The sequence below is a fragment of the Paenibacillus sp. 2003 genome, assembly GCF_031455635.1.
GTDB lineage: Bacteria > Bacillota > Bacilli > Paenibacillales > Paenibacillaceae > Paenibacillus > Paenibacillus amylolyticus_B.
The window spans coordinates 474,768-488,136 of record NZ_JAVDTB010000002.1; the positions used below are offsets into that span (position 1 = coordinate 474,768).

General features: G+C 44.9%; 12 protein-coding genes. 5 read left to right on the top strand and 7 right to left on the bottom strand.

Features of this window, described 5'->3' with window-relative positions; all coding sequences use genetic code 11:
* Nucleotides 1-42: 42 nt before the first annotated feature.
* A complete protein-coding gene (locus tag J2X75_RS14110; RefSeq protein WP_036617371.1) occupies nucleotides 43-420 on the top strand; it encodes a PilZ domain-containing protein in 378 nt (125 codons plus the stop codon).
* 82 nt (nucleotides 421-502) lie between these two features.
* On the opposite strand, the gene J2X75_RS14115 is transcribed toward J2X75_RS14110, so the two are convergent.
* Both J2X75_RS14115 and J2X75_RS14120 read right to left on the bottom strand, forming a co-directional pair.
* Nucleotides 503-1,846 carry a uracil/xanthine transporter gene (locus tag J2X75_RS14115; protein ID WP_310337308.1) on the bottom strand — a complete coding sequence of 448 codons (1,344 nt, stop codon included), beginning with the start codon at nucleotides 1,844-1,846 and terminating at the stop codon, nucleotides 503-505.
* A gap of 50 nt (nucleotides 1,847-1,896) precedes the next feature.
* Nucleotides 1,897-2,484, bottom strand: a complete 588-nt coding sequence (locus J2X75_RS14120; protein ID WP_310337309.1) for an ankyrin repeat domain-containing protein — start codon at nucleotides 2,482-2,484, stop codon at nucleotides 1,897-1,899.
* A gap of 184 nt (nucleotides 2,485-2,668) precedes the next feature.
* On the opposite strand from J2X75_RS14120, the gene J2X75_RS14125 reads away from it, so the two are divergent.
* The gene (locus J2X75_RS14125; RefSeq protein ID WP_310337310.1) at nucleotides 2,669-3,571 is read left to right on the top strand and encodes a LysR family transcriptional regulator; all 903 of its coding nucleotides are present in this window, start codon (nucleotides 2,669-2,671) and stop codon (nucleotides 3,569-3,571) included.
* A gap of 71 nt (nucleotides 3,572-3,642) precedes the next feature.
* Here the strand turns inward: J2X75_RS14125 and J2X75_RS14130 are convergent, their stop codons facing one another.
* From J2X75_RS14130 to J2X75_RS14150, 5 genes are all read right to left on the bottom strand, one after another.
* On the bottom strand, nucleotides 3,643-5,547 hold the full coding sequence (locus J2X75_RS14130; protein ID WP_310337311.1) for a beta-glucoside-specific PTS transporter subunit IIABC: 1,905 nt from the start codon (nucleotides 5,545-5,547) through the stop codon (nucleotides 3,643-3,645).
* Nucleotides 5,548-5,675: 128 nt separating this feature from the next.
* A complete protein-coding gene (gene licT, locus J2X75_RS14135) occupies nucleotides 5,676-6,527 on the bottom strand; it encodes a BglG family transcription antiterminator LicT (RefSeq protein WP_036668684.1) in 852 nt (283 codons plus the stop codon).
* Nucleotides 6,528-6,760: 233 nt separating this feature from the next.
* Entirely contained in the window at nucleotides 6,761-8,185 is a 1,425-nt protein-coding gene (locus J2X75_RS14140; RefSeq protein ID WP_091014346.1) for a glycoside hydrolase family 1 protein, read from the bottom strand.
* A 194-nt stretch (nucleotides 8,186-8,379) separates the two neighbouring features.
* Nucleotides 8,380-9,837, bottom strand: a complete 1,458-nt coding sequence (locus tag J2X75_RS14145; protein ID WP_192133469.1) for a glycoside hydrolase family 1 protein — start codon at nucleotides 9,835-9,837, stop codon at nucleotides 8,380-8,382.
* Nucleotides 9,838-10,127: 290 nt separating this feature from the next.
* Nucleotides 10,128-10,421, bottom strand: a complete 294-nt coding sequence (locus J2X75_RS14150; protein ID WP_310337314.1) for an MbcA/ParS/Xre antitoxin family protein — start codon at nucleotides 10,419-10,421, stop codon at nucleotides 10,128-10,130.
* 147 nt (nucleotides 10,422-10,568) lie between these two features.
* Between J2X75_RS14150 and J2X75_RS14155 the strand changes: the two genes are divergently transcribed.
* The 3 genes from J2X75_RS14155 (at nucleotide 10,569) to J2X75_RS14165 (ending at nucleotide 13,315) form a co-directional block, all read left to right on the top strand.
* Entirely contained in the window at nucleotides 10,569-11,633 is a 1,065-nt protein-coding gene (locus tag J2X75_RS14155; protein WP_310337317.1) for a suppressor of fused domain protein, read from the top strand.
* A 26-nt stretch (nucleotides 11,634-11,659) separates the two neighbouring features.
* Nucleotides 11,660-12,421, top strand: coding sequence for a LuxR C-terminal-related transcriptional regulator (locus J2X75_RS14160; protein WP_310337319.1), 762 nt, complete (start codon nucleotides 11,660-11,662; stop codon nucleotides 12,419-12,421).
* A 114-nt stretch (nucleotides 12,422-12,535) separates the two neighbouring features.
* Nucleotides 12,536-13,315: a hypothetical protein gene (locus tag J2X75_RS14165; protein ID WP_310337320.1), complete on the top strand. Its 780-nt coding sequence runs from the start codon at nucleotides 12,536-12,538 to the stop codon at nucleotides 13,313-13,315.
* The last annotated feature ends 54 nt before the right edge of the window (nucleotides 13,316-13,369 follow it).

Consider the following 13,369-nt stretch of genomic DNA (forward strand, 5'->3'; position numbering starts at 1 on the left):
GCATAACTGACTTTTTTTGAACCTGATGGAGGAAGCCAAGCCATGTCAATTAACAATAGAAAAGAACCCTTTCGCTACACATTGAAGGAACCAATCCACTTTGAGATCTATATTCTCAGCATCAACGGGGTTAACGCACCAGCCAAACCCATTCAGGCCGAACTCTGTGATATCAGTCGATCCGGCTGTCAGCTGTCATTTCCGCTGTCCCTTCCTGTAGAGAATAACGATATTCGGATTGGAATGAATATGCTGCTCTTTGAAGACCCTCTATATATGGAAGGCACTCTCCGCTGGGGTCAAGAAAAAAATACCTCATGGCATTATGGTGTTCAACTCGAAATGCAGGATGGGAACCAGGACCGTCTCTCTAGAGAGATGCGAATGCTTGCAGGACAAGGCAAAATTATTGTGAAATAGTTAGATGCCATATAGCCTAGCCTGATAGCAAAAAAACAAAAAAACAGCCCAATCAAATTGGACTGTCGCAAGATGAAACTCTTTATGCCGCTTTACTTACTGTCGCTGGTTGTTCCATTTTGGACCAGTTCACGGTTTTTTCAAGAACCAGTGAGACCAATACCCCAATGACGAGACCATTACTTATGATCGGAATGAGGTACATGGGCAAGGTTTGAAAGGCCTCAGCAGGAATATTCATGACTGCAACTCCCGTGAGGACCGGCAGCGCTACACGATAGATCGTTTTAGAATTAAACGTTGTACCTTCAAGCGTTCTTAGTGCCGTGCCGAACATCTGAAGATAAGCCACGAACAAAACCGCACTGCCAACGCTTGGTGGTATTTGTGCAAAAAATGCTGTCACTGAAGGTGTAAGACCTATCATACATAACATCCCCGCTCCAATTATCCAGGCAGCACGACGCAGAATGCGAGTACTCTCCAGGAATCCGATCGATGATGCAAATAAACCAAAGGGCAGCACACCTACACAGGCTGACAACATCGTGAACAGACCCGTTAGCGCATAGGAATGCCTATACTGACGGCTTGTTGTTTCTGTCCGGTATAGTTTCTCAACTGTGCTTAATGTGGTGATCGAATTCGTCATGTTCACCAACCCCACGAAAAATGCAGTAATGACAATACCCGGTTCCCATCTGGGTGCTCCCCACGGAAACAGTTCGAGACCTGCCGGGGCCTGATTAGGCAGTCCGCTATGCTGTCCAGGAAACAATAGACTATAAGCGATCCAGCCTGCCACAATCCCAATCAGGATCGCGTAGTTCCCCAGTTTCCCCCTACCTTTTAATTGAATCCATGCCACCAGAAATGCAATGACAACGGACAATGCGGCAACGGGCAGATCGAAACGACCAAACTCCGTATATCCAATCATACCTTTGAAAAAATTCATGGTTAATTGAATCGTCATTAGAAACAACATGGCACTCTTCACCATAGGTGTGAACAGCTTTTGCAGCACTTGCGCTGCTCCCAGCCAACCCAGAATCACCATCGTTAGTCCCGCTAACAGAAAACCTGCAGCCAGTCCACCGCCAATACGCTCCAGACTCATACCGGCCGATGAAGCAGATACCGTCAAACTTAGCGTCAATCCCCACCATAACCCTGACGGACCATCCATAATCGCATATCGATGACCAAATACGGCTTGAAGAATACACACTGCTCCGGTAAGGATAAATGCGTGCTGCATGGAGGCAGCGATGGCATCCGGAGACAGATGAAAATTATGTCCAATGGATAGCGGAACAACAACGGTATTGGTAAACAGGAAGAAAAACCACTGTATACCTGCCAAAATCAGTGAAGATACGTCCTTCATATTCTTTTGTAAAAAATGCTCTTGATGTCTGTTCATTCGTTCGGAATATCCTTTCACTGTTCTGTATTATAAATGTATAAGTCTCTTCAGACTTGGGTTAATAGTCGTTCCATCTCGGCATACCGATGCCGGCTCGCATGTGCAAGCGGTGTAATCCCGTCCCGATCCGCAATCTTTGGATCTGCACCATATTGCAAAAGCAAGGCAACGATCTGCTGGTGACGCGGCCCGCCATCTCCCAAAATGACCGCTTCCAGCAAGGCTGTCCACCCCAGGTTGTTGATATGGTTCACATCCACATCACTGCGTTTCAGCAGAAGCTCCACAATGTCCACATAGCCCCGATCAGCTGCTGGGATAAGAGCTGTACCGCCAAAACGATTCGTTAACCTCGTATCTGCACCTGCTGTAATCGCCAATTCGACCATGTCATACATACCCTCAGCACTCGCATATAACAGCAGGTTGTCCAATCGTGCATCCCGAAGATTAATGTCGGCTCCGGCATCCACTAACATCCTTGCCGTGTCTATCTTGTTACCGTGCACCGCAGCCAGCAGAGGTGTTCGCCCCAATGCATCCCGTTCATTCAACCGGCTACCCTGTTGTGTGATAAATCGAATGACCTCATCGGTATGGCCCGCTTGCGCAGCATCATGTATTGTTCTAACCACGTTGTTTTATCCTCCAATTCAAGGTCTTTCTCATGCAGTAATATTCATATAGAAACCAAACTCTGTTAGTCAGGTATGCAAATCTAATGTATGGTAACATAAGATCGTAGTATATTAAAAATACATGTTTTGTTGGCTTTCCATACGAATTACATATACATTGCAAGCGAAGGAGAACAACCACTTGGATATCAAACAATGTCGCTATTTCATTGCCATTGCTGAGGAAAAACAGATTACAGCCGCTGCCCGAAGACTTCACATGGCTCAGCCACCCTTAAGCCAGCAGCTTAAGTTAATGGAAGAAGAGCTTGGTGTGATTCTATTTGAACGCAAAGGACGCATGATGGAGCTAACGCAGGCGGGTCGCAGCTTCTATGATTATGCGGTTACCTTGACCAAATATATGGAGGAAGCTGTAATGGAGATGCAAAGTTTCCGTCACGGCATACGGGGCAAACTCACCATCGGCATCAATACCATATCGGATCGCCTGATCCCGCAAGCACTGCAACAGTTTCGCACCACCCATCCACAGGTTACCTATAAAATTCAGCAAAATGAGTCTGCACAATTATGCCGTCTGCTGGAAGATGGCAAAGTTGAACTCGCCTGTGTACGCATGCCCGTCCAGACCGAACGTTATGAGGTGCTGCACCTGCCACAGGAGCGACTCTTCTATATTTCTTCAACACCGCTGGATAGTCCGACAGAGATGGGACCAGGAGCGGAGATGGGGACTTATTTTGAGCAGCTTACAGGTATCCCTCTACTGCTGCCAAGCACAGAAGGACTCGGTATGTTCGAGCTAATTTTGGACAAGTTCCGGGAGCATCAGGTTACCCCCTCCATCATGGGTGAGTGCTCAGACATTAATATGTTGCTGGAACTGGTCCGACTCGGCTTCGCCAGTTCCATCGTGCCTCACACGGTACTACAGCTATATCACGAACACCCATTCCACGTATATCGCATCCATGATCAGCATTCCACGGTTGGCTCGGCGCTGGTCTGGCTGCAGAACCGTTATCTGTCCAAGCCTGCACAACACTTTGTGCAACTGGTCCAGACTATGCTTCCCATGTAAAAGGCTATATGCAAAAAAACAGCAGCTTTACCGGATTACATTCCGGTGAAGCTGCTGTTTCATTTCTATGGTTAAGCTTTAGCTGTGAACAACAAGTCTTTTTCTTTGATCGTAGTGCGACCAGCAGACTCAATGGACTCATACTGATGCATGTTTGTAATAATGACTGGTGTAATCGTCGTGTAACCGGCTTTTTCGATCTGTTCCCGGTCGAACTCCATCAGTACATCACCTACGGCAACCTTCACACCTGCTTGAACTTTAGGCGAGAAGAATTGACCTTTCAACTTCACGGTATCAATCCCGATATGAATCAACATCTCTGCGCCTGTATCACTTACCAGACCAATAGCATGTCCACTCTTCGATAAAGAGAACACAGTTCCGTTGATCGGAGAAACAACGCGGCCTTCAGATGGTTGAATTGCAAATCCTTTACCCATAATCTCTTCAGAGAATGCAGGGTCTGGCACTTCGCTCAGCGGTTTAACTTCACCTGTGATTGGGCTGAATACTTGCTCATCTTGTGCTTTTGCTTCTTCAGCTACAACAGAAGTCGTTGTTGCTGATTTTGCAGGCTCAGCTGCTGGTGCTGCTGGCTCCGATGCATTTTCTTCTTGGAATCCAAGAATGTACGTCAGTACTGCTGCAGCTACGATGGCAATCAAACCACCAGCCAGAGCATAGAGCAGTGTGCTAATTGCTGGACTGATAAATGCTGCCACACTCGGCAGACCTGCTAACCCTGTAATAACGTACGATTTAACATTGAAGATACCCATGAATCCACCGGCAATCGCTCCCCCGATAAGGGCTGCAATAAACGGTTTTTTGAACTTCATGTTGATACCATACATCGCTGGTTCCGTAATCCCCATGATAGCCGTAAGACCTGTGGAATATGCAAGGGATTTGGTTTTGCTATTTCTCGATCTGAGACCTACACCAAATGCTGCGCCACCTTGTGCCAAGTTAGCTGCAAACATCAGTGGAATGATAAAGTCGTAACCCAGTGTTGTCATTGAACCAACAACGATTGGCAGCAATGCATAGTGCATACCTGTAATGATCAGCAGTGACATCGTACCACCAATCAAGATACTTGCGAAGATAGACATGTTATCAAACAACCATGAAATACCACCGGACAAACCATTACCAAGAACCGTACCCAATGGACCTACTGTCATCAATGTCAGTGGAACCATAATCAACAAGGTAACCGTTGGAACAACCAAGAGTTTAAGTGAAGCATGTGTTACACGATCAACGGCTTTCTCTACATATGAAGCAATCCAAACTGCTAGAACAATCGGAATAACTGTAGAAGAATACGTTGCCGCTATGACTGTAATCCCCATAAAGGATGAGTTGTGACCATCGGCCAACAATGCTGTAATGGTCGGATGCATAATCCCTGCTGCGAGCGCTGCGGCAATATACATATTGCTACCCAGTTTACGGGCAGCACTGATTGCCAGAATGATCGGCAGGAAGTAGAATGCACCGTCACCAATCGCCGACAAAATGATATAGGTCGAGCTGGTGTCGGACAACCATCCAAGTGCGACAAAGATGGCCACGATCCCTTTGATCATACCCGCACCCGTAATTGCAGGCAGGATTGGTGTAAACATACCTGAGATGAAGTCGAACAGCGCACTTATTGGATTTCTCTTTTTCTTCTCCCCAGTTGAAGCGCTTGAGGTTGCATTATCTGCGGTTGGTGATTTGGACATGTTGCCAACGAGTGCGTTATACACGATAGGTACATCGTTACCGATGATAACCTGGAACTGTCCACCGTTTTCCATCACGCCCATCACGCCTGGTGTATTTTTTAGCGTCGCTTTGTCCGCTTTTTGGTTGTCATTCAGGTTAAATCTGAGTCTTGTCATACAGTGTGTGACTTGATCGATATTCTCTTCGCCACCAACAAGCTTCAAAATATCCTTGGACAATTGTTGTTTATCCATTGTGTTTTGCTCCTTTTATGTGTAATGAAGGTTAAAAAAAAACCTAAACACTGAATAATGACAAAGCAGAAAAGCTTATCATTATTCAACGTTTAGGTTTTGCCTTTTTAGCAGTAACAATCCCAATTTTATTCAATTGTTTGTTCATTTCTGACAACTCGTTCAATATGAATGGTCAGATACAGTATTTCTTCCTTGGACAACACCCGATTATAGATCTTACGCGTATAGTCACTGATCCTTACTGCACATGCATGTGCTTCCGGATACTGCTTGCTCACCAAGTCATGAAGCGGGTTATCTTCTTCTTTATCTTCAATCGCCGTTCCTTGCAACACACGTTGGGCAAAGAACTTCAGATGAGTTAAAAACCGATAATAACTCAATGAATCTTCATCAAGTTCAATCACAAAGCTACGTCTTACGATGTTAAGTATGTCCTTAACAATGTTTGTAATACTGATCGTTTCCCTCATCTCACCGTTCATCTGGGCATTAACCAGATGCATTGCAATGAATGCGCATTCGTCTTCGGGTAACAGGACACCTAACGTTTCCTCAATAATCTGTAGCGCCTTGAGTCCAATGGCATATTCCTTCCGGTACATGCGCTTGATCTCCCAGAACAATGCGTTACGGATCTGCAATCCTTGACGATGTCGATCGATGGCAAAATGAATATGATCCGTCAGTGAAATGTAGATGCTCTCATGCAGCTTCTCACCTAACACCGTCTCGGCATAACGGATAATCTCATCCGAGCACTCGACATATTCAACCGGGATATCAGACAGGAGTGTTTTAAGTTTCTGTGATACTTCCTTACTTTCAAGCGAGAATATTTTTTCGACGAGACTTTCGTCAATCGATTCACCAGTATGCTTTTTGAAGGCAATTCCACGTCCCATAACGACCAGTTCGTTTCCTCCCGGATCAATTACGGTAACTACGTTGTTGTTCAGCACCTTCTCAATTTTCATTTCTTCACATCACCTTGCACCGTCAAAGTAGTAAAAGGCAAAACCAAAGCAGGTCACGAAATATGCCCCGCTTCTGGTTTTGCCTGATTGAACAGTAACAATCCAGTATTCATTAGCCTTAGGCCCATCTTACCATATAATTATCCATATGACAATGTTTTTGTGAAAGCGGTTAATGTGCGTTAATGTGACATAAAAAGGTGCTAGTACAACTATGCTTATAGAACTAGCATTTACTCGTTACTGTTCTTAAGACTTGCGCCATTTGTACTAATAACTTCCTTGTACCAATGGAATGATTTTTTCTTGTAACGATCCAATGTTCCTGAACCATCATTGTTGCGGTCTACATAGATGAAACCATAACGTTTCTTCATCTCTGCTGTTGAAGCACTTACCAGGTCAATACAGCCCCATGACGTATAACCCATCACTTCTACGCCATCCTCAAGAGCTTCGCCAACCTGTACCAGATGGTCATTCAAGTATTGAATACGGTAATCATCGTTCACGGTTTTATTGCCATCTTCGTCCGTGATCAGCTCATCGACTGCACCCAGGCCATTTTCGACAATAAACAATGGTTTTTGATAACGGTCCCAGTATTTGTTCAAGGTTACGCGCAGTCCTTGCGGATCGATCTGCCAGCCCCACTCACTCGCTTTCAGATAAGGGTTTTGCACACCTGCGAACAGGTTTCCTTTTCCTTCGATACGTTTCTCGGGATCACCAGTCTCACAGATACTTACATAATAACTGAACGAGATAAAGTCTACGGTATGCTTCAGAATTTCAGCATCGCCATCTTCAAACTTAATATTGATATTATTCGCTTTGAAATAACGATTAATGTATTTTGGATAATAACCACGTGCATGGATATCAGCAAAAATATCATTGCGCTGTTCAGCATGCATCGCTGCAACCACATCATCTGGATTCGGAGTCAGCGGATACGTAGGCATGCTCAGTACCATACAGCCAATTTTGGCTTCAGGCATAATTTCATGTCCCAGTTTCACTGCTAACGCACTGGCTACCAATTCATGATGGATTGCTTGATACAGATCTTGTTTGGACAGTTCTGCTTTTGGCGTATAGATTCCGCCGCTCATGAATGGCTCTTCCAGAATGGAGTTGATTTCATTGAACGTCAGCCAGTATTTCACTTTGCCTTTGAAACGGTTGAAAAGAACTGTTACATAACGCTCGTAGAAATCGATCATTTTACGGTTAACCCAGCCATCATATGTTTTGGACAAATGCAGCGGTGTCTCATAGTGAGAGATCGTTACGAGTGGTTCAATCCCGTATTTGTGACACTCATCGAACAGGTCATCATAGAATTGCAGACCTTTCTCATTTGGCTCCAGTTCATCACCTTTAGGGAAGATCCGGGACCAAGCGATGGATGTACGGAATACTTTGAAGCCCATTTCAGCAAACAATTTAACATCCTCTTTGTAGCGGTTATAGAAATCAATCCCGATCAGTTTCAAGTTATCTTCTGTAGGTGCTTCTGTTCTAGGTGTTGTAATCCCGTGTGGCATGACGTCCTGGACAGACAGGCCTTTGCCATCTGTATTATAAGCTCCTTCAAGTTGGTTGGCTGCTACAGCGCCGCCCCATAGGAAGTCTTTCGGAAATGGTGTAGTCATATCAATCATTCCTCTCTAATTAACGATATTTTCATTCTTTGTCTAAACGCATTACTCTATCCTTTGCCGACAGGAAAAAGCGGACAATCTCCAACTAAAAGGGCAGTCAGGAACATCAGGTTCCTTGAATGCCAACTTTCGCGTTAGGTTTTGCCCGCTCTTTTTATGCGGTAACAATCCTGGAAACGAGAGAACTACAGCTGCTCACCATTGCTGGAGATTACATTTTTGTACCAGTCGAATGAATCCTTTTTGGAACGTTTGAGAGTTCCGTTACCCTCGTCATCCAGATCCACGTAGATGAAACCATAACGTTTGGACATTTCGGAAGTGGACATGCTCACAAGGTCAATCGGGCCCCATGCTGTAAATCCAATCAGATCGACGCCATCTTTGATGGCTTCTTTCATTTGTTCGATGTGTTTTTTCAGGTAATCCACACGATAGGAGTCATGGATCGAACCATCTTCTTCAACTTTATCATAGGCACCCAAACCATTTTCCACGATGAACAATGGTTTCTGGTAACGATCCCAGAAGTTGTTCAGGGTTACGCGCAGACCGATCGGATCGATCTCCCAGCCCCAGTCGGACGCTTCCAGATAAGGGTTTTTCACACCGCCAGTCAGGTTGCCGGATGTCTCTGCTTCGTTGGCAGAAGCGGATTTGGTCACGGACATGTAGTAACTGAAGGAGATGAAATCAACGGTATTGTTCAGCAAGATCTCGTCATCGCCTGCTTCTTTTTGGATCACGATGTCGTTTTCTTCAAAATAACGAGCCATGTAGTTCGGGTATTTACCACGAGCATGCATGTCCGTGAAGAAGAGGTTGATCTGATTCTCGTGCTGAGCCAGACGAACATCTACCGGATTACATGTTGCTGCATAAGTTTCCATACGAGCAAGCATACAGCCGACTTGGGAACCAGGGATAATTTCGTGTGCAAGCTTCGTAACCATGGCACTTGCTACAAATTGATGATGAAGCGCTTGATACGTCGTCTGCAGCTTGTTGTCCACTTTATCGATCAGAATGCCGCCGCCAGTGTATGGGCTGAACAGCATTACGTTAATCTCATTGAACGTCAGCCAGTATTTCACTTTATTTTTATAACGGTTAAACACCGTTTCTGCATATCTAACATAGTGCTGAATTACTTCACGGCCAGCCCAGCCATTGTATTTTTGCGTCAAGCCAAGCGGAGTCTCGTAGTGAGACAATGTAACGAGTGGCTCAATACCGTATTTCAACAATTCGTCGAATACTTCATCGTAGAATTTCAGACCTGCTTCATTTGGCTCTTGATCATAACCGTTCGGGAAAATACGTGCCCAGTGAATGGACAAGCGGAATACTTTGAAGCCCATCTCAGCGAACAATGCAATATCTTCTTTAAAGTGATGGTAGAAATCAATACCAAAACGTTTTGGGAAACGTTCTTCAATTTTGCCAGAGAGAATCTCTTCAATTCGGGAAGAGGAAATTTCCATGGCATGTCCGCCTGTACGCTTCTCTTTCGGAACATGAGCAATCATGTCCGCTGTGGAAAGACCTTTGCCGTCCTTATCGAATGCACCCTCCAATTGATTGGCAGCTGTAGCGCCACCCCACAGGAAGTTTTCGGGGAATCCCTTTTTTGCCGTGGTCATAAACAACAACCTCTTTTCGAAATTTATTTTGGTTTTTCCAGGTGAAAATGGTGTGATTTAGAGCAGAAAACAAGAAAAACCTAAACTCAAGGTAAAATAGCACCAAAAAAAGGGGCCTTCATTTCACCATCAGTTTAGGTTTTGCCTGTCTTCACAGTTACAATCCATCAAAAGATGTTATTGCGTATTCTGTTGTGTTTGCTCTTGTAATGTAAGCGTAACATATCTATTTTGCAAAATCAACTTCACTGGATCATAGGATCGTTCGCACACTCTCACCATCGAAAAAATTAACGCGGCATACGCATAATCGCCGCCCTTAATGCCCGCGCTCCTTCCTCCGTTTCCAGGTAAACAGCGGGACTTTGGTCCCCTAAAGCCGGGATATCTTTCGCCATCCATTCAAAAGCGTACTCCCCCATTTCACACAAAAGCACCCGACTTATATCTGCCGGAATCCCTTGTAATCGCGCACGTTTTACCCACGCGGGGTCCATCTTTTGTCCAAGTTCTTCAAACAGTTCGGAAAATGAGTCCCAGCTTGCCTGATTAAACTCCTTTAAATAGATACCTTTCATACTCATGTAATTTCACTCCCTGGATTGCAATTAATAACACCGAAGTCCTATCTGACACAATTCATCCTTAAGCCGCTTGAATCCGTTTCTGTAACAGGTAGACTTAATTTTAAATGTTTTTCGGGGGAAAGAACAGTCAAGGAGGATTCAATAATGACTCAGGAAGAAAACACATCCGGTTGGGATGCGATTGATCAATCCATGCGTGAATTGTATGGGGAACAAGAGCCAAAACACTACGGCACTGCCCTTCCGTATATGCTCGGAGGTCCCGATCCACTCGATGGCATTAGCGTTTATGAGGTGAACACACCTATGCCTCACTGGCATTTTGTCACCTACGGTTTCTCTGAATTATATGAAAAAGAGATGCAGGATGCATCCAAGAGCGGGTATGGATTCGAACTCACCTTTCGTCTTACGCGCACTGAAGAAGTAACTGAACCGCCAGCCTGGGCGCTGAATCTGTTACAGAATGTAGGACGTTACGTGTTCAACAGCGGAAATATCTTTCAGCCAGGAGATTACATGGACGCCAACGGTCCGATCTGCCTAGAGTCGGATACACTGCTGACTGCTCTCTCGTTTATTGAAGACCCGGATCTACCCGCGATCTCTACGCCTAATGGTTCAGTGCAATTTATTCAGATGGTTGGCATTACAGGTCGGGAACTGGAAATGATTCAAAGCTGGAATGCTCGTGGCTTCCTGTCTGCCTCCTCCATGTTCATGCCCAAATATGTGACCGATCTGATGAGAAATTCGTACGCAGATATTCCTTCGGTTATACAAGCGGTTGAGGATGGAATGGAACAGGACGGGTCCAGCACAGCCTTTTTATTCATACAACAACTGGCCTGGGAGTCTCCTCGCAAAAAATTGCTGCAAAAATCGGTTCCGGCCAAACTCCAGCTTGGAGCCAAACAAGCCTTATTAGTTGGCACCATCCTTCGTAGCAGAATTTCGAAAGGTGCCTCTCTATCCTTGATCGGACCTGATACTAATATTTTGTTCGAAGCAGGAGAACAACCAGCCGTATTGGAATCGGACAGACAAGTTACCCTGACGGTGAACAAACAAATTGTTGAGGAGCTGGCAGAGAACCTTCGCCCGGTTGAAGGAACATTCGAGATAACTTCATTGGATCATATTCTCGTTCAGATTGTTAGAACAGAAATCAAGGACCAGGAAGGACATGTCATTCAAACGATTGGGTGAGAACTGTGCAGCAAGGAGGAAACAACATGCCTGCCATTACATTTGCATCACGACACGAAGAGCCCCCGACTTGCTCGCATGCAGCAGGAACGGCTCCGTTCGACTATTTACCGAAATCCAGTCTGGATAGGCTTCGCAAAATCAATCATTTCCTGATTCATGCATTCCAGAACAGCCTCTCGGATATTAAAGAGAATTTAACGGGCACTTATCTTTTTCTACTCACAGATATGGACGGTGTGCTTCTCTCCATGGATTATAGTCCAGATCTGGAAACTGTCGTAGAAGGTTCACCCATTCGTCCGGGCATGATCTTCACCGCACAGAGCTGTGGAGTAAACGCCATATCAGAAACGATGGACAGCAGCGAGCCTGCACTCCTGCTACCCGAGCAGCATGAAAGTCCTTATTTTCAAAGTTGGCATTGCTACGCTGCCCCTCTGTCCATGGGATCGCAGCATTTCGGTTATCTGGATGTATCCACCATTAACGCGGATATGCAGGGCGAGCTAATTGCTATTGCCAAGCTGATTCCTGCATATATGCAGAACAGTTACCAGAATCAGCAGGCTGCTGAACCTTGCCACAAACCGGCGGTGGAGTTCACTGAGCGTCAGTTAACCATTCTCGAGATGATAGCCGGTGGCCTCACGGTAAAAGCCATTGCTTTGAAATTAAAGATCAAGGAATGCACCGTGAATCATCACAAAAAAGTAATTTTCAACAAATTAGGTGTGCAATCCAGCACAGAAGCTGTTTCAATTGCCAGCCGAATGTCTTATGTATAGAAGACCCCTATAGATTCCTATAGGTAGTATATGAGAACGTTTGTGCTACAATTTAGGAAGCAGGCAACATGTAGAGAGATAGAAACAAACACACACACATTTCAGGAGGGTAATATGACAATTCCAAAAAAAGCTTCTTTATTCGCCATGCTCATTATGATTATGCTGGTTGCAGCCGCTTGCGGTGACAAAGCAGATAACACAGCCGCAACAAAAGAGCCTGCCCCGACAGAAAAAACGACGGGGACTGATTCTGATACAGCGAATACAGAAGAAACAGAGAACACAGAACCAGCAAGCGAAGAGTCCAAGGAAACCAATAATTCACAAGACGTTGAGCTGGGGACTACAGAAAAAGGTTCTTACACCAATGACTATTTCGGCGTATCTCTGAAATTCCCGGAAGCTTGGGAGTTCCAGGATGCTGCTGGCATGAATGAGCTGACAAGTGCTTCATCCGAAGCGATTGCTGGTGATGATGAAACAAAGAAAAAACAAATTGAACTGTCTCAGACCAAAACATTGAATCTGCTTATGGCTTCAAAGTACCCATTGGACGGAGGTCAAGTTGGCCCTTCCGCTATGGCCATTGCTGAGAAAGTAAGCTTGTTGCAAGGCATTCGTACAGGTAAAGACTACCTGGAAGCAACCAAAAAATTCATGGTGGATAGCCAGTTCCCTTATGATTATAAGGAAATGACAACGGAAACCATCGGTGGTAAAGAGATGGATCTGATGCAAATCACGATGGATCCAGGTGACGGTTCAACCATTACTCAAGATTACTATAGTACAATTATTGAAGGATATGCTTTCAACTTCATCTTCACTTACATGGATGATAAGACCAAAACCGAGGTTGATACCATCAAGAAATCGGTTCAATTCAAATAATCGCTTTTGATTACTGCCATTATATGAAGAACATATAACTCAACCCCGATAACG

What these genes read in the sequence shown, in the direction of transcription:
- J2X75_RS14110 (WP_036617371.1), top strand. Translation starts at nt 43, where the DNA reads ATGTCAATTAACAATAGAAAAGAACCCTTTCGCTACACATTGAAGGAA.
- J2X75_RS14115 (WP_310337308.1), bottom strand. Translation starts at nt 1,846, where the DNA reads ATGAACAGACATCAAGAGCATTTTTTACAAAAGAATATGAAGGACGTA.
- J2X75_RS14130 (WP_310337311.1), bottom strand. Translation starts at nt 5,547, where the DNA reads ATGGATAAACAACAATTGTCCAAGGATATTTTGAAGCTTGTTGGTGGC.
- licT (WP_036668684.1), bottom strand. Translation starts at nt 6,527, where the DNA reads ATGAAAATTGAGAAGGTGCTGAACAACAACGTAGTTACCGTAATTGAT.
- J2X75_RS14140 (WP_091014346.1), bottom strand. Translation starts at nt 8,185, where the DNA reads ATGACTACACCATTTCCGAAAGACTTCCTATGGGGCGGCGCTGTAGCA.
- J2X75_RS14145 (WP_192133469.1), bottom strand. Translation starts at nt 9,837, where the DNA reads ATGACCACGGCAAAAAAGGGATTCCCCGAAAACTTCCTGTGGGGTGGC.
- J2X75_RS14150 (WP_310337314.1), bottom strand. Translation starts at nt 10,421, where the DNA reads ATGAGTATGAAAGGTATCTATTTAAAGGAGTTTAATCAGGCAAGCTGG.
- J2X75_RS14155 (WP_310337317.1), top strand. Translation starts at nt 10,569, where the DNA reads ATGACTCAGGAAGAAAACACATCCGGTTGGGATGCGATTGATCAATCC.
- J2X75_RS14160 (WP_310337319.1), top strand. Translation starts at nt 11,660, where the DNA reads ATGCCTGCCATTACATTTGCATCACGACACGAAGAGCCCCCGACTTGC.
- J2X75_RS14165 (WP_310337320.1), top strand. Translation starts at nt 12,536, where the DNA reads ATGACAATTCCAAAAAAAGCTTCTTTATTCGCCATGCTCATTATGATT.